The 18,239-nt window shown below is 67.5% G+C and carries 19 protein-coding genes; 11 read left to right on the forward strand and 8 right to left on the reverse strand.

What is annotated here, in order from left to right; translation table 11 throughout:
• Positions 1-44 precede the first annotated feature (44 nt).
• Positions 45-1,187: an acyl-CoA dehydrogenase family protein gene (locus O5O54_RS11090; RefSeq protein ID WP_279481682.1), complete on the reverse strand. Its 1,143-nt coding sequence runs from the start codon at positions 1,185-1,187 to the stop codon at positions 45-47.
• 237 nt (positions 1,188-1,424) lie between these two features.
• On the opposite strand from O5O54_RS11090, the gene O5O54_RS11095 reads away from it, so the two are divergent.
• Positions 1,425-1,817 (forward strand): hypothetical protein, encoded by a 393-nt coding sequence (locus O5O54_RS11095; RefSeq protein WP_279481684.1) that lies wholly within the window; start codon positions 1,425-1,427, stop codon positions 1,815-1,817.
• A gap of 65 nt (positions 1,818-1,882) precedes the next feature.
• Here O5O54_RS11095 and O5O54_RS11100 read toward each other — a convergent pair whose 3' ends face one another.
• The 4 genes from O5O54_RS11100 to O5O54_RS11115 form a co-directional block, all read right to left on the reverse strand.
• Positions 1,883-2,203 (reverse strand): plasmid stabilization protein, encoded by a 321-nt coding sequence (locus tag O5O54_RS11100; RefSeq protein WP_279481686.1) that lies wholly within the window; start codon positions 2,201-2,203, stop codon positions 1,883-1,885.
• A gap of 64 nt (positions 2,204-2,267) precedes the next feature.
• Positions 2,268-2,822, reverse strand: a complete 555-nt coding sequence (locus O5O54_RS11105; RefSeq protein WP_279481688.1) for an SIS domain-containing protein — start codon at positions 2,820-2,822, stop codon at positions 2,268-2,270.
• A 10-nt stretch (positions 2,823-2,832) separates the two neighbouring features.
• Positions 2,833-4,122, reverse strand: coding sequence for an L-rhamnose catabolism isomerase (gene rhaI / locus O5O54_RS11110; RefSeq protein WP_279481692.1), 1,290 nt, complete (start codon positions 4,120-4,122; stop codon positions 2,833-2,835).
• A 46-nt stretch (positions 4,123-4,168) separates the two neighbouring features.
• Positions 4,169-6,256, reverse strand: coding sequence for a bifunctional rhamnulose-1-phosphate aldolase/short-chain dehydrogenase (locus O5O54_RS11115; RefSeq protein WP_279481694.1), 2,088 nt, complete (start codon positions 6,254-6,256; stop codon positions 4,169-4,171).
• Between the two features lie 199 nt (positions 6,257-6,455).
• Between O5O54_RS11115 and O5O54_RS11120 the strand changes: the two genes are divergently transcribed.
• From O5O54_RS11120 to O5O54_RS11165, 10 genes are all read left to right on the forward strand, one after another.
• Complete coding sequence (locus O5O54_RS11120; RefSeq protein WP_279481696.1) at positions 6,456-7,259, forward strand: DeoR/GlpR family DNA-binding transcription regulator; 804 nt, start codon at positions 6,456-6,458, stop codon at positions 7,257-7,259.
• Complete coding sequence (locus O5O54_RS11125) at positions 7,243-7,572, forward strand: L-rhamnose mutarotase (RefSeq protein WP_279481698.1); 330 nt, start codon at positions 7,243-7,245, stop codon at positions 7,570-7,572. The genes O5O54_RS11120 and O5O54_RS11125 overlap by 17 nt, the downstream gene beginning before the upstream one ends.
• A gap of 4 nt (positions 7,573-7,576) precedes the next feature.
• On the forward strand, positions 7,577-8,983 hold the full coding sequence (locus tag O5O54_RS11130) for an FGGY-family carbohydrate kinase (protein WP_279481700.1): 1,407 nt from the start codon (positions 7,577-7,579) through the stop codon (positions 8,981-8,983).
• Positions 8,980-9,912, forward strand: coding sequence for an AraC family transcriptional regulator (locus tag O5O54_RS11135; RefSeq protein ID WP_279481702.1), 933 nt, complete (start codon positions 8,980-8,982; stop codon positions 9,910-9,912). The genes O5O54_RS11130 and O5O54_RS11135 overlap by 4 nt, the downstream gene beginning before the upstream one ends.
• 108 nt (positions 9,913-10,020) lie before the next feature.
• Complete coding sequence (locus O5O54_RS11140) at positions 10,021-11,106, forward strand: NAD(P)-dependent alcohol dehydrogenase (protein ID WP_279481704.1); 1,086 nt, start codon at positions 10,021-10,023, stop codon at positions 11,104-11,106.
• A 38-nt stretch (positions 11,107-11,144) separates the two neighbouring features.
• Positions 11,145-11,870: an SDR family oxidoreductase gene (locus O5O54_RS11145; protein WP_279481706.1), complete on the forward strand. Its 726-nt coding sequence runs from the start codon at positions 11,145-11,147 to the stop codon at positions 11,868-11,870.
• Entirely contained in the window at positions 11,809-13,368 is a 1,560-nt protein-coding gene (locus O5O54_RS11150) for a sugar ABC transporter ATP-binding protein (RefSeq protein ID WP_407061694.1), read from the forward strand. Before O5O54_RS11145 ends, O5O54_RS11150 begins: the two co-directional genes overlap by 62 nt.
• Positions 13,365-14,318 (forward strand): ABC transporter permease, encoded by a 954-nt coding sequence (locus O5O54_RS11155; protein WP_279481709.1) that lies wholly within the window; start codon positions 13,365-13,367, stop codon positions 14,316-14,318. The genes O5O54_RS11150 and O5O54_RS11155 overlap by 4 nt, the downstream gene beginning before the upstream one ends.
• Before the next feature lie 14 nt (positions 14,319-14,332).
• Positions 14,333-15,277: an ABC transporter permease gene (locus tag O5O54_RS11160; RefSeq protein ID WP_279481710.1), complete on the forward strand. Its 945-nt coding sequence runs from the start codon at positions 14,333-14,335 to the stop codon at positions 15,275-15,277.
• Between the two features lie 41 nt (positions 15,278-15,318).
• Positions 15,319-16,422, forward strand: a complete 1,104-nt coding sequence (locus O5O54_RS11165) for a substrate-binding domain-containing protein (protein ID WP_279481712.1) — start codon at positions 15,319-15,321, stop codon at positions 16,420-16,422.
• 226 nt (positions 16,423-16,648) lie between these two features.
• On the opposite strand, the gene O5O54_RS11170 is transcribed toward O5O54_RS11165, so the two are convergent.
• From O5O54_RS11170 to O5O54_RS11180, 3 genes are all read right to left on the reverse strand, one after another.
• Entirely contained in the window at positions 16,649-17,392 is a 744-nt protein-coding gene (locus tag O5O54_RS11170; RefSeq protein ID WP_279481715.1) for a phosphatase PAP2 family protein, read from the reverse strand.
• Between the two features lie 71 nt (positions 17,393-17,463).
• The gene (locus tag O5O54_RS11175; RefSeq protein WP_279481717.1) at positions 17,464-17,847 is read right to left on the reverse strand and encodes a DUF305 domain-containing protein; all 384 of its coding nucleotides are present in this window, start codon (positions 17,845-17,847) and stop codon (positions 17,464-17,466) included.
• Complete coding sequence (locus tag O5O54_RS11180) at positions 17,844-18,182, reverse strand: four-helix bundle copper-binding protein (RefSeq protein ID WP_279481719.1); 339 nt, start codon at positions 18,180-18,182, stop codon at positions 17,844-17,846. Before O5O54_RS11180 ends, O5O54_RS11175 begins: the two co-directional genes overlap by 4 nt.
• Positions 18,183-18,239: the final 57 nt, after the last annotated feature.

An 18,239-nucleotide genomic window follows, 5' to 3' on the forward strand; every position in this document is an offset into this window, starting at 1 on the left:
GAATGCACTCCTCCAAAGACCGGACGCGGCAGGACGGAACGGGCCTAGCGGCCGAGCACGTGCCGCGACACGATCACGCGCATGATCTCGTTGGTGCCTTCGAGGATCTGGTGGACGCGCAGGTCCCGAACGATCTTCTCCAGCCCGTATTCGGCGAGGTAGCCGTAGCCGCCATGCATCTGCAGGGCTTCGTTGGCGATCGCGAAGCCCTTGTCGGTGCAGACGCGCTTGGCCATGGCGCAGAGCACGGTGGCCCCCGGATCACCCGCACCCAGCGCCGCGGCGGCGCGCCACAGGATGCTGCGGCCGACTTCGAGATCGGTCGCCGCGTCGGCCATCCGGAAGCGCAGCGCCTGATGCTCCGCAAGCGGCTTTCCGAAGGCCCGGCGGTCGTTCATGTAGGCCACGGCCTTGTCCAGCGCCGCCGAGGCGCCGCCGAGCGAGCAGGCCGCGATGTTGAGGCGGCCGCCGTCGAGCCCTGCCATGGCGATCGAGAAACCCTGCCCTTCCGCGCCCAGGAGGTTGGCCGCGGGGACCCGGCAACCTTCGAAGATCAGGGCGCGTGTTGGCTGGGCGTTCCAGCCCATCTTGCGCTCGTTCGGCCCGAAGGAGAGTCCCGGCGCGTCGCCCGGCACCAGAAGGGCGGATACTCCGCCCGCCCCCTCGCCGCCCGTGCGCGCCATCACGACATAGGCATCGGCCAGGCCACCGCCGGAGATGAACTGTTTGGCTCCATCAATTCGATAGGTGTCCCCATCCAGCGTCGCGCGGGTTCGCAGCGAGACGGCATCCGATCCGGCGTCCGGCTCGGTCAGCGCATAGGCTGCTATCGCGTCCATGCTTGCGAGGCGCGACAACCAGGCGTCGCGCAGGGCCTCGCCGCCGAAGCGCGAGATCATCCAGGTCGCCATGTTGTGGATCGAGAGGAACGCCGCGACGCTGGGGCAGCCGGTCGCCAGGGCCTCGAAGATCAGCGCGGCGTCGAGCCTGCCAAGGCCGGAGCCGCCGAGCGCCTCGTCCACGTAGATCGCGCCCATGCCGAGCGCAGCCGCCTCGCGGAGCGTCTCAACCGGGAGCCTACGCTCTTCGTCCCAGGTCCCGGCGAAAGGCGCCATCTTTTCGGCGGCGAACTGCAGGGCCATCGCACGGACGGCCTCCTGATCGGCGCTCAGCGCGAATGCGTTCATGCCCGTTCCTCCCGCCCGGCCGCATCTTCGTCGGCCTTCGGCGATTCACGGGGAACGATAGCCCGACGAAAACGGATCGGCCAAGGGCAGATCCAGGAAATGAGCTGGCGAAAGCCTGCTGCGTGAACTTGTTGTGGAACCAAATATCACGGACGCAGTTGTTAGGAAGATCCGAAGATTGCGACGGGAACGAGCGTCGCTCGCGGCGGGTTCGCTTGTCATTATCGGGAGTATTCCATGAACCGCCTTATCATTGCCTTGGCCACGACCGCCGCCCTGTCCACGGGCGCTCTGGCCCAGACCACGGCCGGCAACGCGCCGGTTGCGACCACCACCCAGGGCACGAGCCAGGTGCCGGTGCCGGGCAACGACTCGGCCATCGAATCGGCCGTTCCGGCCGAAGCCGCAAGCACGGTGATCGTGCCGACCGACGCCCCCCCGGCCTCGACCGCCGAGAACACGAGCCAGGTCCCGGTTCCGGGCAATAGCTCGGGCATCGACTCCACGATGCCGGTCGAAGCCGCCAGCACCGTTGTCGTGCCCACCGACGCGACCCCGGTTCCCGCCGATCCGGCCGCTCCGGTCCCCGGTAACAGCCAGGGCGAGACGGCCATCCCGCCGGCACGCTGAGTTCTTCAAGCCGCGTTCAAGACGCCAGCCCTCGGGCTGGCGTCTTTCGTTTGACCGCACCTTGCTCAATGATGGGCGTGGCTCGCTTCGACGTTGCGTTTGCGCGTGGCAGCCGCCTTTTTGGCCGAGGCCGAGCGCTCCGCCGCGGTGCGCGAGGCGGACGCTTTGCCGCCCTTCTCCCCGCCCTTGTGGGCGGATGCGTGGGACTCGGCGTGGCCCTTTCCTGAGCCGCCTTTGTTGCCGCCGCCGCTGACCTTGTTGACGGTGGCCCAGGCACGCCGTTCGGCTTCCTTTTCCGACACGCCGCGGTCCTCGTAGCCCTCGGCGATATGCTCGGCCTTCCGCTTCTGCTTGTCGGTGTATTTCGACTTGTCGCCCTGTGGCATGGGGGCCTCCTTCGGCATGGATATCCGCAGGGAAACCCGTGCTCCGCCGGCCGGTTCCTGTCGCCTATTCCATGTTCGTGTGGTTGGCGCGCATCGCTTCGGGACTGACGCCGAGGCGGGTCTTGAGCTTCAGCACCATCGCTTCGAAGAGAACGAAGAGCGCGCCCTCGAACAGGGAGCCCATCGGCAGGACGGACGTCGCCGCCGCGCCCTGGTCGTTCGCCATGGTCTGGGCCGGCACGGTCAGCACGAAATCCGCCATCTGCGGCACGCGGCCCTGCGGCTGGGCCGTCACCACCACGACCTCGGCCCCCGCCGCTCGGGCGACGCCGACAAGGGCGACGGCCGTGGAAATCTCACCCGGCCCGCAGACGACGAAGAAGAGATCGCCCGGCCCGAGGGCCGGCGTCGTCATGTCGCCGACCACGGAGACCGAGCGCCCGAGATGGAACAGGCGCATGGCAAAGCCCTTCACCTGCAGCCCTTCGCGCCCGCCCGCATAGACGCAGACATGGCGTGCGGCTGCGATGCGCCGGCAGGCTTCATCCACCGCGACGTCGTCGATCGCGTCGGCGACACGGCTGAGTTCTTCGATCGCGGCGCGATACAGATTGGTCATTGAGGTCTCCTCAGACGATTCCGCCGCCGGATGCCTTCGCGGCCGGGCGCTCGGCCGCAACCTGAGCGCGGTAGCCGCTCGTCCGGTATGCGGCGATAGGATCGATGGCTCCGCCCGCTTCCAGACGCGCCCGCACCAGGATCGGCTCGACATCCAGCCGGAAGCCGGCCTTCAGCGTCTCGGATGCCATCAGAGCGTCGTTCTCGTCCTGATAGCCGCGCAAGGCGGCGCGATCGACCAGCAGCGCCTGTGCATAGGCGCGGCGGATCTCGCCGGCCGAGCGGATCAGGCTCTCGATCGGGTCCGTCACGTTGTGCGACTGATCGATCATGTAGGAGGGCGCCAGCGCATCCAGCCGCGCACCCGCCTCCACCAGCTCGTTGAAGACGAGGAAGAGGCGGAACGGATCGATCGAGCCGGCGTCGAGATCGTCGTCGCCGTACTTGGAATCGTTGAAGTGGAAGCCGCCGAGCTTGCCGGCATGGATCAGCCGCGCCACGATCTGCTCGATGTTGACGTTGGGCGCATGGTGGCCGAGGTCCACGAGACAGAAGGCCTTGTCCCCGAGTTCCATGGCCGTCAGGTAGCTCGTGCCCCAGTCGGCCATGACGGTGGAGTAGAAGGCCGGCTCGTACATCTTGTGCTCGGAGAAGATGCGCCAGTCCGCCGGAAGGCGGGCGACGATCTCCTTCATCGCGCCGAGATAGCGTTCGAACGCCCGGCCGAGGTCGCTCTGGCCGGGGAAGTTGGAGCCGTCGCCGATCCAGACTGTGAGGGCCTTGGAGCCGATCGCTCGGCCGAGCTCGACCGTTTCCAAATTGTGCTCGACCGCCTGGGCGCGAACGGCCGGGTCGCCATGCGACAGCGAGCCGAACTTGTAGGACAGCGGCTGGCGCGGATCGTCCGGATGGTCCTGGAAGGTGTTGGAGTTCATGGCGTCGAAGCCGAGGCCGAGCTCCTCGCCCTTGGCGCGCAAGTCGGCGGCGGGTGCCTTGTCCCAGGGGTAGTGCAGCGAGACGGCGGGCGTTGCGCCGCCGAGATCGTTGATCACCGCGCAGTCGTCGAGCTTCTCGAAGATGCCGCGCGGCTCACCCGGCCCCGGAAAGCGCGCGAAGCGCGTGCCGCCCGTGCCGACGCCCCAGGAGGGAACTGCGACGGAAAACTCCGCCACCTGCCGCGTCACGGCGTCGATCGATACGCCCCGACGCGCCAGCTTCTCGCCAAGCGCGGCGTAGTCCGCCTCGTGCTCCCCGCGCAGCTTGTCGTTGGCCGCCGCGATGACGTCCCGGCCGATTCTCATGGCGTGCCCTCCCGGCTGCCGGATGGATGCGCGCGAAGCGTCTCGCTCAGCGCGTAAAGGAAATCTGGTTGCCGGCGTCCACGTTCAGGATGTTGCCGGTGGACTTGGCCGAGAGGTCGCTCGACAGGAAGTAGACGGCTTCCGCAATGTCCTCCGGGAAAACCGAGCGCTTCAGGAGCGAGCGCTGGCGGTAGTGCTCTTCCAACTGGTCGGTCTGGAGCTTCGAGGAGGCCGCCCGCTGCTCGCGCCATTCGCCGCTCCAGATCTTCGAGCCGCGCAGCACCGCGTCGGGGTTCACCGTGTTGACCCGAATGCCCGCCTCCGCGCCTTCCAGCGCAAGGCAGCGAGCGAGATGGATCTCCGCCGCCTTGGCCGTGCAGTAGGCCGATGCCCCGGCCGAGGCGGCGAGACCGTTCTTTGAGGCGATAAAGACGATCGACCCGCCGAGCTTCTGGCGACGGAACAACCGGAAGGCCTCCCGCGACACGAGGAAATAGCCGGTCGCCAGGATGTCGATGTTGCGGTTCCAGACCTCCAGCGTCGTGTCCTCGACCGGGGACGCGGACGCGATGCCGGCATTGGAGACGAGGATGTCGAGCCCGCCGTATTCGGCCACGGCATCCATGAACCCCTTCTCGACCGCCGCCTCGTCCGTGACGTTGACGAGGACGCCGCGCACCTGGTCCGCCCCGAAGGTCTGCGAAAGCTCGGCCCTCGCCGCATCGAGCGATCCGGTGTCGATGTCGGCGAGCACCACGCAGGCTCCTTCGCGCAGAAGCCGCTCCGCCGTCGCCCGGCCGATGCCGCCCGCCCCGCCCGTCACGAAGGCGATGCGACCGGCCAGCGACTTGGGCTTTGGCATGCGCTGCAGCTTGGCCTCCTCCAGAAGCCAGTATTCGATGTCGAAGGCCTCCTGCTCGGGAAGGCCCTGGTAAGTATCGACGCCGGATGCCCCGCGCATCACGTTGATGGCGTTAACGTAGAACTCTGCCGCGATGCGGGCCGTGGCCTTATCCTTCGCAAAGGACAACATGCCGACTCGCGGAACGAGATAGATGACCGCATTCGGGTCGCGGACCGCCGGGCTGTTCGGATGCCGGCAGCGCTCGTAATAGGCGCGGTAGCCTTCGCGATAGGCCTCGATCGAAGCGTCGAGGCCAGACACGACCGCCTCGACGTCGCCTGCGAAGGGCAGGACCAGCGGCCGGATCTTGGTGCGCAGGAAATGGTCGGGGCAGGACGTGCCGAGCGCGGCCAGGGGCTCGAGGTCGCGCGAGCCGACGAACTGGAGCACGGCGTCCGAATCGTCGAAATGGCCGATCTTGCGCTCGTCGCCGCCGATGCGGGCGCGAATTTCCGGCATCAATCGTGCGGCGATCCGGCGCCGTTCGGCGGCCGGACGCGGTGCCGTGACCTCCCCCCCAAAAGCCACCTTGCCCGCGAGTTGCCCCTCGAACCACTCGATCGCGCGGTTGATGATCCGCAGCGTCGTCTCGTAGCAGTCCTTGGCCGTGTCGCCCCAGGTGAAGAGGCCGTGGCTCTCCAGGACGACGCCCTTGGCCTCGGGATGGGCGGCAGCGAAGCGGGAAAGTTCGAGGCCGAGTTCGAAGCCGGGGCGCCGCCAGCCGAGCCAGCCGATCTCATTGCCGTAGATCTCATGCGTCAGTTCGCGGCTGCGCCCGGTTGCGGCGATGGCGATCACGGCGTCGGGATGCATGTGATCGACGTGGGCATAAGGCAGATAGGCGTGGAGCGACGTGTCGATGGAAGCCGCGCGCGGATTGAGGTCGAAGGTGCAGTGGCTGAGGAGGCCGACCATCTCGTCCTCCTGGTCGAGGCCGCGATAGATGGCGCGCAGCCGTTCCAGCTTGTCCATGTAGAGCGTGGCGAAGCCGTCGAGCTTCATCGTGCCGACGTCGCCGCCCGAGCCCTTCACCCAGAGCACCGTCACGTCCTCGCCGGTGAGCGGATCCGCATGGCGGACCTTGGCCGACGTGTTGCCGCCGCCGTAGTTGGTGATGCGCTTGTCGGAGCCGAGAAGGTTGGAGCGGTAGAGCAGCCGCTCCGGCTCGCTCATGGCCGCAGCGCGCGCGTCATCCCAACGGTTCTCCAAGAGTTTCGTCGCCGCGCTCATCACCAACCTCGTTCGGGATCCGCCGCCCGCCTCGCGTGTGGTCTGCGGGGATCGGCGGCCGGACAATCCGCCGAACGCGGCAGAGTGTCAACAGAAACGATCATCTTCGATCATGATGCAGCGCACAATGATCGAAGATGATCAAGTGTGATTGACAGGCTCGTGGGAGCGCGCAATCTTGCGCTTCGGGAGGAAACGGATGCACGAGCGCGAACGCCAGCGGATGATTCTCAGCGCCCTCAAGGGGCGCTCCGTCGGCACGGTGCAGGAATTCGCCGCTCTGACCGGCGCATCCGAGGCGACGATCCGACGCGACATCCAGGCCCTTTCGACCGCGCGCCGCCTGCGCAAGGTGCGCGGCGGTGCGGAGGCACTCGCCCCTTCCGCCATTCCCGGCCTGCCGGACGGCTCGAACCTCGCGCTCGCCCAGACCCTGAAGGTCGCAGAGAAGCGGGCCATCGCCCGCGAGGCCGCGCGGCTGTGCGAGGAGGACGACGCCGCCATCATCAACGGCGGCTCCACCACGTTTCAGATGGTCCATTTCCTGACGGACGCGAGCTTTCAGGTGATGACGAACTCCTTCCCCATCGCCGAGCACCTGCTCCAGCATTCGCGCTGCACCGTGCTCCTGCCGGCCGGGGCGGTGTACCGGGCGCAAGGGCTTATCCTCTCGCCCTTCGAGGCCGACGGAACCGCGCATTTTCGAGCCCGGCGCATGTTCTTGGGCGTTCAGAGCGTATCGGCCCTCGGGCTCGCCGAGACCGATCCTCTGATCATCCAGTCCGAGCAGCGCCTCATGCGCCAGGCCGACGAGCTGGTGATCCTCGCCGACAGTTCGAAGTTCGCCAACCGTTCCAGCCTGCTCCTCGCTCCGCTGGAGCGCGCCCATGTGCTCGTCACCGACGAGGGCATCAGCGACCGCGATGCCGCCATGGTGGAGGCAGCGGGCGTGAACCTCATCGTCGCCAAGATCGAGGGAGGCGCGAATGGCCACAGGCTCTGAGGAGACGATCGCCTTCCGCATGATGCTGCGCCCCGGCCAGGCCGAGGCCTACCGCCGCCGTCACGATGCGATCCCGGCCGATCTCGTCGCCCTCCTGCGGGAAGCCGGCATCCGAGACTACTCGATCCATCTTGATCCCGAGACGAACCACCTCTTCGCCATCCTCAAGCGCCGGGCCGACCACGGGATGGACGCCCTGCCCGGCCACGAGGTCATGCGCCGCTGGTGGACGATGATGGCCGAGATCATGGAGACCAATCCGGACGCCTCGCCCAAGATCGTTCCCCTCGAACCCATGTTCCGGATGGACTGAGCGGATGAAGACCGTCGCACGCCATGTCGCCGTGATCGATGTCGGCAAGACCAACGCAAAGGTCGTGCTGCACGACCTGGCGGAGCGCCGCGACCTCGCCTTCCGCTCCACGGCCAACGAGGTGCGCCGGGACGGACCCTACCCGCATTTCGACCTCGACGGGCTCTTCGCCTTTATCGTTAGATCTCTCGGCGAGGTGGCCGAAGGCCATCCGCTGGACGCGATCGCCATCACCACCCACGGCGCGTCCATCGTGCTGGTCGATAGCGAAGGCCTCGCCCTTCCGATGCTGGACTACGAGACCGACCTCGCCGGCCCGGAAAGCGACGCCTACGACGCCTTGCGGCCCGACTTCTCCGAAACGCTTTCGCCCGGCATGGGCGGAGGGCTGAATGTCGGGCGCCAGCTCTACTGGCTCGAGCGCCGCTTCCCCGACGCATTCGCCCGCACGCGGCATATGCTCACCTACCCACAATACTGGGCCTGGCGGCTGTCGGGCGTGGCCTCGGTCGAGACGACCTCCCTCGCGTGCCACACCGACCTCTGGTCGCCCCCGCGCGGCACCTATTCCGCTCTCGTCGAGCGCGCCGGCTGGACCTCGCTCCTGCCCCAGCGCCGGAGCGCCTTCGACGTGCTCGGGCCGCTCCGCCCGGAGATCACGGAGCGTGCGGGCCTTCTCGATCGCGGAGCGATCCCGGTGCTCTGCGGCATCCACGATTCCAACGCCTCGCTCCTGCCGCATCTCCTGTCGCGCCCGGCGCCCTTCGCAGTGGTCTCGACCGGCACCTGGGTCGTCTCCTTCGCCATCGGCGGCCGCTCCGTTCCGCTCGATCCGGGCCGTGGCACGTTCAGCAACGTCAACGCCTTCGGCGATCCCGTGCCGTCCGGCATCTTTATGGGCGGGCGCGAGTTCGACCTCCTGACCGATCACGCGCCGGAGAAGCCGAGCGAGGAAACGATCGCCGACGTGATCCGGCGGGGCATCATGGCCCTGCCCGGCCAGACGCGCGGCAGCGGATCGCTTCCCGAAGGCCTGGGCGGCTGGTCGGCGGAACCATCGACGCTTTCACCTGCCGAGCGAACGGCCGCCGCCAGCCTCTACTGCGCCCTGGCGACGCAGGCGGTGCTCGCCCTGATCGGCGCCGACGGCCCGACGGTGGTGGAAGGCCCCTTCGCGCGCAACGACCTCTATCTGCGAGCGCTCGGCCAGTTGACGGGGCGCCGGGTCGCCGCTCCGCTGGAAGGGACCGGCACGAGCGCGGGAGCGGCTCTCCTTGCGCTTGGACCCCAGGCCACGATCGAGCGGGCGGCGGAGCGGCCGATATCAGAGTCCCCACTGCCCGATCTTGCGGACTATCGCCGCGCATGGCTCGGCGTGGTTCATGCCCCCAAGCAAGAGGTGACGGCATGACACAAGGTCGCCCCGACGCTGCCGCCCACGCCAGCGATCCCGCGCTGGAGATCATCCTGCGCGGGCCGGGAGAATCCTTCCGCTGGGCCAAGCACGACTACCCCCATCATCTGGCGAAATGGCACCGGCACCCAGAATACGAGCTGCACCTCGTCACGGCGGGGCGCGGGCGGATGATGATCGGCGACTATGTCGGGCCGTTCGGGGAAGGATGCCTCGTGCTGGCGGGGCCGAACCTGCCGCACAACTGGATCAGCGACATGGAGCCGGGTGCCAGCCTGCCCGGCCGCGACGTCCTCGTGCAGTTCGACGCCGCCGTCACGGAAACGCTGGTCAACGGATTCACCGAATTCGCCGACCTGCGCGCCCTCCTGCGCGATGCCGCGTTCGGTGTCGAGTTCTCCGGGGACACGGCGGAGCAGGCACGCAGAAAACTTTGCGCCATGGAGCACGAGCGCGGCGCCGGACGCCTCGTTTCGTTCCTGTCGCTGCTGGCCGGTCTCGCGGCCCGGCCGGACGACCGACGCATCCTCGCGCGGTGCGCACCCTCCCTCGGACTCCACACATCGGCCTCGCGCCGGCTCGACCGGGTGATCGCCTTCATCACCGAGCGCTTCGCCAGCGACATCTCCTTGAGCGACGCGGCGGCCGTCTGCCATATGGAGGTGACGGCGTTTTCCCGTTTCTTCAAGCACCAGACGGGCCACAACTTCACGTCTTACGTGAACCGCATGCGCGTGCAGCAGGCCTGCGCGCTTCTGGCGGGGACCGATATGCCCGTGACGCAGATCTGCTACGAGGTAGGCTACAACAACACGGCGAACTTCAATCGCCAGTTTCACGCCGTCTGCGGCCAGACCCCGTCAGCCTATCGCGACGAGTCCCGCCGCATCCGCACGAACCGGTCCGGGGAAACCCGGGCCGCCTGACGTGTCGGCCAAGAAAGTTTGCAACGACGCCGCTTGATGCGTCGTCAGCGTGGTGCCCGAACCGTAGCGTCGCAGGCTCGGACGAGGTCGGTGGGAGGAGATTCGGCCATGCGGAACATCGACGACCTGAGGGCAAGCACCCAAAGCGACCGTCGCGCCTTAGTACTGGAGGCTAAGGACAAGCTCGCTTTGCGCGACTGCCCGGTCGAGGAGACGCTCGGGTCCCACGACGTGCGGATCGCGATCCACACGGTCGGCATCTGCGGCTCCGACGTCCACTACTACACCCATGGCGCGATCGGTCCCTTCGTGGTGCGCGAGCCGATGATCCTCGGACACGAGGCGTCCGGCATCGTCACGGAGGTGGGTTCGGGCGTCACGACGCTGAAGCCCGGCGACCGCGTCTGCATGGAGCCCGGCATTCCCGATCCCAACAGCCGCGCGACGCGCCTCGGCCTCTACAATCTCGATCCGGCCGTCCGGTTCTGGGCGACGCCGCCCGTCCACGGCGTGCTGCGCCCGAGCGTGGTCCATCCGGAAGCATTCACCTTCAAGCTGCCGGACAACGTGTCCTTCGCCGCCGCGGCGATGGTCGAGCCGCTCGCCGTGGGCGTCCATGCGGTGACCAAGGCCAAGGCGGCGCCAGGCAACGTCGCGGTGGTGATCGGCGCCGGGCCGATCGGTCTCGTCACAGTGCTGGCGGCTCTGGCCGGCGGCTGCGCCCATGTGATCGTCTCGGACATCGACGACACCAAACTCGGCATCGCGGCCAAGCTCGGCTCGGTCTCCACCGTCAACGTGGCGCGCGAGAGCCTGGCGGAGGCCGTGAAGGCCCGCACCGAAGGCTGGGGCGCCGACGTGATCTACGAATGCGCCGGCTCGGAAAAGGCGATCGCCACGATCTTCGAGCCGCTGTGCCCCGGCGGCGTCGTGGTGTTCGTCGGCATTCCCTTGTCCAACCCGTCCTACGACGTGTCGCAGGCCATGCTGAAGGAAGCCCGCGTCGAGCACGTGTTCCGCTACGCCCACGTCTTCCCGCGCTGCGTCGCCATGCTGGCGTCCGGGGCCGTGGACGTGTCGCCGCTGATCACCCGCACATTCACCTTCGAGCAGAGCGTCGAGGCGTTCGAACTCGCGGCCAAGGCGCCCAAGGGCGAAGTGAAGATGCAGATCGAGATGGGACTGGGCGACTAGGCCCCCATCCGATCCGCCGCGTTTTGGGAGGAACGGGGATGGATTTCAAAGGCAAGACGGCGATCGTCACCGGTGCGGGCAAGGGCATCGGCCGCCATGTCGCGACGCTTCTGAAGGAACGCGGCGCGGAAGTCGTCGCGCTCGGCCGCACCAGCGCCGACCTCGATACGCTGGCGGCCGAGATCGGCTGCCGCACCATCACGGTCGAGTTGGCCGACGCGGCAGCCGCGCGGATGGCCGCGACGGAGGCCCTGCCCGCCGATCTCCTGGTCAACTGCGCTGGAATCAACATCCTGGAGCCGTTCCTTGAGATGAAGGACGAGTCCTTCGACATGATCCAGGCCGTCAATGTCCGTTCGGCCGCGATCGTGTCCCAGGTCTTCGCCCGCGACCTGATCCGGCGCAACGCGCCGGGCGCGATCGTCAACGTCTCCTCGATCTCGTCCTTTCTCGGCTTCCGGGATCACGCTGCTTACTGCGCCTCCAAGGGCGCACTGGACGGGCTGACGCGGGTCATGGCCAACGAGCTTGGGCCTCACCGAATCCGCGTCAACGCCGTGAACCCCGGCATCACGCTGACAGAGCTTGCCCGCGTCGCCTGGAGCGCGCCGGAAAAGGGCGGCCCGATGCTGGCGCGCACGCCGGTCGGGCGCTTCGCCGAGACCAAGGACGTGGCGGAGGGCATCCTGTTCCTCCTTTCCGATGCCGCCGCCATGGTCCACGGCCATACCCTGCCGATCGAGGGTGGCTTCCTTGTCAACTGATGCGGCGCCCATCATCGCGCTCCGCGGCATCGAGAAGGCCTTCGGCCCCGTCTCGGTGCTGAAGGGCGTCGATTTCGACCTGCGGCCCGGCGAGGTCCATGCCCTGATGGGCGAGAACGGCGCCGGCAAGTCCACGATGATCCGCATCATGTCCGGCGCGCACCAGCCGAACGCCGGCGCGGTGGAGATCGACGGGCAGGCGCGCAGGCTGGACGGGCCGCGCGACGCGCAGGACCGGGGCATCGCAGTCGTCCACCAGGAACTGCTCCTGTTCCCGGCGCTGACGGTGGCCGAGAACATCTTCGTCGGCCACGCGCCGCGCACGTCGCGCGGCACACTGGACTGGTCCGCCATGCGCCGCCGCGCCCGTGAGATCCTCGACAGGCTCGACTGTCCGGACCTCGACGTTGACGAGACGGTGTCGAAGCTCTCCGTCGCCAACCGCCAGCGCGTCGAGATCGCCCGTGCCCTGTCGAAGAACGCGCGCGCCCTGATCATGGATGAGCCGACCGCCGCGCTCGCCGAGGCCGACGTGCGTCGCCTTCTCGACGTGGTGCGCTCGCTCCGGGCCGAGGGCGTCGGCGTCATCTATGTCAGCCACCGGATGAACGAGATCTTCGAGATCTCCGACCGGGTGACGGTGCTTCGCGACGGCAAGACCATCGCGACGCGCCCGACCGCCGAGGTCACGGAGGCCAGCCTCGTATCCATGATGGTCGGCCGCGACATCGACGAGCTGTTCCCTAAGGAAGACATCCCGATCGGCGAGACGGTGCTGGAAGTGCGCGGCCTCGCCCATGCCGGCAAGGTGCGCGACGTGTCCTTCTCCGTGCGCGCCGGCGAAATCCTCGGCATCGCCGGCCTCGTGGGCTCCGGCCGGACCGAACTCGCGCAGACGATCTTCGGTGTGACCCCGGCAACGGCCGGCGAGATCCTGATCGACGGCGAGCCGGTGACGGTCGGCAGTGTGCGCGAGGCGATCGACAAGCGCATCGCCTACGTGCCCGAGGACCGAGCCCAGCATGGTCTCGTGAGGCCCCAGACCATCCGCGAGAACGTCTCCATGGCGATCCTCGACCGCCTGACGCGCCGATCGGTGGTGGACACGGCGCGCGAAAAGGCCCTGGCCGAGGACGCGATCCGGCGCTTTTCCATCCGCGCGCGCGGACCCGGCCAGGTCGTGGCGCAGCTTTCGGGCGGCAACCAGCAGAAGGTCGTGATCGCCAAGTGGCTCGCGACCGACCCGCGCATCCTGATCCTCGACGAGCCGACGCGCGGAGTCGACGTCGGCGCCAAGACCGAGATCCACAAGCTCATGAACCAGCTCGCCCGACAGGGGCTCGCCATCATCATGATTTCGAGCGAACTGCCCGAGGTGCTCGGCATGAGCGACCGCGTCCTCGTGATGAACGGTGGGCGCATGACCGCCATCCTCGACCGCGCCGAGGCGACGCCCGACGCGGTCGGCACCGCCATGATGACGGGACACGCGGCATGAGAGGTCCGACGCTCTCGCGCCGCCTCTCCTCGTCCGGCCAGGAGATCCTTCTGGTCCTGGCGATCGTCGCCCTGTTCCTCGTGGTCGGCTGGATCAACCCGCGCTTCGTCTCGCAGAACAACCTGACCTCGATCTTCGTCGGCAACGCGTACATCGCGGTCGCCGCCATCGGCATGTCGATGGTGATCATTTCCGGCCATATCGACGTGTCCGTCGGCGCGCTGATCGGCGTCCTGGCCACGATCTCGGGCCTTCTGGTCACCAACGGCTATCCCGTCTGGCTCTCCTGGTTGCTGCCGGTGCTGATCGGCGGCGCGGTGAACGCCGGGCTCGGCACCCTGATCGCCTATCTCAAGGTGCCGTCGATCATCGCGACGCTGGCGATGCTCTCGATCCTGCGCGGCGGCCTCATCACGGTCACCGGCGGCGCCTGGATCTCGGGCCTGCCGCCGGAGTTCCAGCTCGCGCAATTCCGCCTCTTCGACGTGCCCTCCCCTGTCTGGTTCATGATCGTGATGACGATCGGCTTCGCCTTCATGCTGCGATCGACGGCCTTCGGCCGCTCAATCTATGCCGTCGGCGGCAACCCGGAAGCGGCCGAGGCGTCGGGCATCCCCTACAAGGCGACGATCGTGAAAGTGTTCGCCTTGCACGGCCTGATCGCCGGTGTGTCCGCCATCCTCTTCGCGACGCAGCTCCAGGTCATCCAGTCCACCGTGCCGAACGGGCTGGAACTCATCGTCATCACCGCCTCGGTGGTCGGCGGCGTCTCGATCCTGGGCGGCATCGGGACGGTCGTCGGCTCGACGCTGGCCGCGATCCTCTTCGCCGCCATCGGCTCGTCGCTGATCTTCCTGAACGTCTCGGCCTACTGGCTGCGGGCGGTGCAGGGCATTCTCATTCTCGCGACGGTGCTGGCCGACATGGCCCGGCGCGGGCGGGCGAGCTGAGGAGGAGAGACACGATGACCCTTCGCTCCCTGCTCCGCCACGAGGCTATCCTCGCCCTGATCCTGGCGCTCGCCCTGGCGGTTCTGGCCATCGATAACGAGCGCTTCTTCACCGCCGCCAACCTCCTCAACCAGGGGCGTCTTCTGACCGAGGTGGGGCTGATCGCTGTGGTCATGACCTTCGTGATCGTGACCGGCGGCATCGACCTGTCGGTCGGCTCGATCCTCGGCCTCTGCGCCATTCTGATCGGGGTGTTCTGGAAGACCCTCGGCCTGCCGCTCCCCGTTGCCATCGGCCTGTCCATGGTGGTCGGCACGCTCGCCGGTTTCTTCAACGGCCTCATCATCACGCGCTTCCGCGTGCCGCCGCTGATCGCGACGCTGGCGACGCTCGCTCTTTATCGGGGCCTTGCCGAGGGCATCAGCCAGGCGCAATCGATCCGCGGCTACCCGAAGTGGTTCTTCGAGCTCGGCCAGGGCGAGGTGCTCGGCATTCCGACGCAGCTCTGGCTCCTCGCCCTCGTCGCCTTCGCCGGGTTCTTCATCCTGCGCTACACCGCCTTCGGACGCGCGACCTACGCCATCGGCAACAACGAGCAGGGCGCAGCCTTTTCCGGCATCGACGTCGCCCGGACCAAGCTCTGGATCTACTCGGCCTCCGGCTTCGTCTCGGCGCTGGCGGCGGTGGTCTTCGTCAGCCGCGTCTCGACGACCCGCTCGGACATGGGCTCGGGCATCGAGCTCGACGTCATCACCGCCGTGGTGCTGGGAGGCACCTCGATCTTCGGCGGTCGGGGGCTCGTGGTCGGCACACTGCTCGGCTTGTGCCTCGTGCAGGTCCTGAAGAACGGCCTCGCCCTCTCGGGCGTGCGGGGCGACGGGACCATCGTCATCATCGGCGTAGTCCTGATCGCGGCCGTTCTCATCTCGAATTTCCTCAGCCGCTATTCCGGCGACTGAGGAGGAAACGCCGTCAACGTCATCGTGGAGGAGACAACGACATGCGCACGCTTCTGGCCTTCTTTCTCGGAACCAGCCTTCTGACCGCACCCGCCATGGCGCAGAGCGCCTGGACGGGCGGCGACGACCAGCCGGCCAATCCGCTCGCCTGCGACGCGAGCGTGACCGCCGTCCCGCCGGGCGACTACAATGGCGGCGAGCCGACCAACGCGCCGGACCGCAAGGGCAAGCCGCTGCGCGTCGTCGATATCCCGAAGCTGGTCGGCGTCGGCTACTTCAACTCCACCGCCTCCGGCATCCAGGAAGCGGCCAAGGAGCTCGGCTCGCTGACCGTCACCACCGACGGTCCGACCAAGGCGAACATCGACGAGCAGATCACCTTCATCGACAACTACATCACGTCAGGCGTCGACGGCATCCTGTTCGCCGCCAACGACCCGGTCGCCATCGCGCCCGTGCTGAAGCGCGCGCTGGAAGCTGGCATCAACGTCGTCGGCTACGACGCAGATGCCGAGCCCGACGCCCGCCAGTGGTTCGTCAACCAGGCCGAGCCCAACGGCGTCGCCAAGTCGATGATCGACCAGCTCGCCTCCGAGATCGGCGAAGAAGGCTCGTTCGCGATCGTCACCTCGACCTTCACCACGCCCAACCAGGCGCGCTGGATCACCGAAATGGCGGCCTATGCAGAGAAGTGCCACCCGAAACTGAAGTTCCTGGAGACGGTCGAGGCGCAGGAAGACAACATCCTGTCCTTCAACCAGGCGCAGACGCTGATCAACAAGTACGGCGACGAACTGAAGGGCATTCTCGGCATGACCTCGGTCGCCACCCCGGCCGCGTCGGAAGCCGTTCAGCAGAACAATCTCTGCGGCAAGGTTTCGGTGGTCGGTCTCGCGCTGCCCAACGCCATGAAGCCCTATGTCAACAACGACTGCATCAAGTCGACCATCCTGTGGTCGACGGTCGATCTCGGCTATGCCGCCGGCATGGCCATGCGCGCGGTGGCCGACGGCACGCTGAAGCCGGGCGACACGAGCTTCAAGGCCGGGCGCCTGGGAGAGCTGCAGATCGTGAACCAGAGCCAGATCCTGCTTGGCGCGCCGAAAGTCTTCACCAAGGCGGACATCAACGACTTCGACTTCTGAGCTCGAGGATCGCTTGAAGGGGCGCCGGCTCGAAAGGGCCGGCGCCCCAGCCTCTTGGCCCCTTCCCTTTCCGCCGTCATGCTCGGTCTCGACCCCAGCATCTGCGACGGATCAGCGTGACGAACGTGGCAGATCCTCGGGTCGAGCCCGAGGATGACGACATCTGGGAGGGGTTCGTCCCAAAATCATGCGCGCGGGCTCCGACAGGCGCCGGCGCATTTTCGTGTCAGGTGCTCGGCTCGACGCTGCCGCGCCGCTGCAGCCAGCGCGCCATCCACCAGCACAGGAAGGCCCAGGCCGAGCCCGCACACCAGCCAGCCAGCACGTCGGTCGGATAGTGGACACCGAGATAGACTCGGCTTGCCCCAATCAGCAGCGTCAGCGCAATGGCGACCCCGATGAAGTAGCCGCGCATAATGATGCCTCGCTCAGAGCGCGCCAGAAGCGCGCCAAGTGTCAGGTAGGTGGCGGCCGAAAGCATGGCATGGCCGCTCGGGAAGCTGAGGCTGTGCACATCGACGAGATGGGCGACGACGTCCGGCCGCTGCCGGTCGAAGCCGATCTTGAGGAGGTTCGACAGAACCATGCCGCCCAACGCCGCGACTCCGATCAGCACCGCCGAGGCGCGCTTGCCCTTCATCAGCAGGTAGGCGATGGCGAGCACCGTGATGAGCGCGAGGACGGTGTAGCCACCGAGCGCTGTGAGGTCGCGCATGATGGCCTCGACCCAGAAGGGTCCGATCGGATCGGCCGGATCGGTCGGGCTGCGCAACGCCCGCAGGATGGCTTCGTCGAAGGCGTGGGTCTCGCCCTCCCGCATCTCGCTTGCGATGGTGAGAAACGCGAAGAGAAGAGCCGACACGAGGCCGAGGACCAGCAGGCCCCGCACCTCCACCTTGCGTAGGATCGGCACGCGGCCGATGTCGAAGCGCGGTCTGAACGAGGTGGCGGTGCGGTCGATCGGTTCCATGGATGCCTAGATAACGCGGCGGAATATCGCGGCGAGACGGGCGGGCCACGGGTGGACCCGCCCGCATTCTGTTACCGGCCGCGGTTCGCCTCGATCCAGGCGCGCAGTTCGGCGATCTCCTTTTCCTGCGAGGAGATCACGTCGCGCGAGATGCGCGTGAGGGTCGGATCGGTCTCGCCACTGGCGAGATAGGCCTCGGCCATGTCGATCGCGCTCTGGTGATGCGGGATCATCATGGCGGCGAAGTCGAGGCCGGGCTTGCCGGTCATCGGGGTCTTCGCCATGGCGGCGTCCATGGTCTCCATCGCCTGCATCATCCGTTGGCTGGCCGGGTGTCCGGCCGCCTGACCGTGGGCGCCGTGATCCATGGCGCCTTGGTTCATTTCCTGCGCCCGAGCGACAGCGGGCAGGAGGGCCAGGGCCAGCGCGGCGGCAAGGATGGCCGGCGCCCTCATTGGACGCCTCCCATCTCGCGGCAGAGACGGGCGCATTCGCGACAGGCGGCGACGCAGTCCTCCATGCCGCCGACGCGCTCGCAATCGTCGGCGCAAGAAGCGCAGATCTGCGCGCAGGCGGCACAGGAATGGCGATGCGCGTCCGATCCGGTCAACATGATGTGGGCTGAGGCCCGGCACATCTCGGCACAGGCCGTCATGAGCCGGAAATGCCCGGGCTCCGTGTGCTTCCCACCGGCCTCCAGGCAATGGTGCATGGCGGTGCTGAGGCAGGTTCGATAGCAGGCGAGGCAGGCGTCGATACAGGCCTGCATGTCGTGGGACTGATGGGTCATGATCGGGTTCCGTTTGATCGATTGAGATCGACCGCCGTCGCGGCGCTCCTCGGCACC

The sequence above is a fragment of the Aureimonas sp. SK2 genome (genome assembly GCF_029813115.1).
Classification (GTDB): Bacteria; Pseudomonadota; Alphaproteobacteria; order Rhizobiales; family Rhizobiaceae; genus Aureimonas.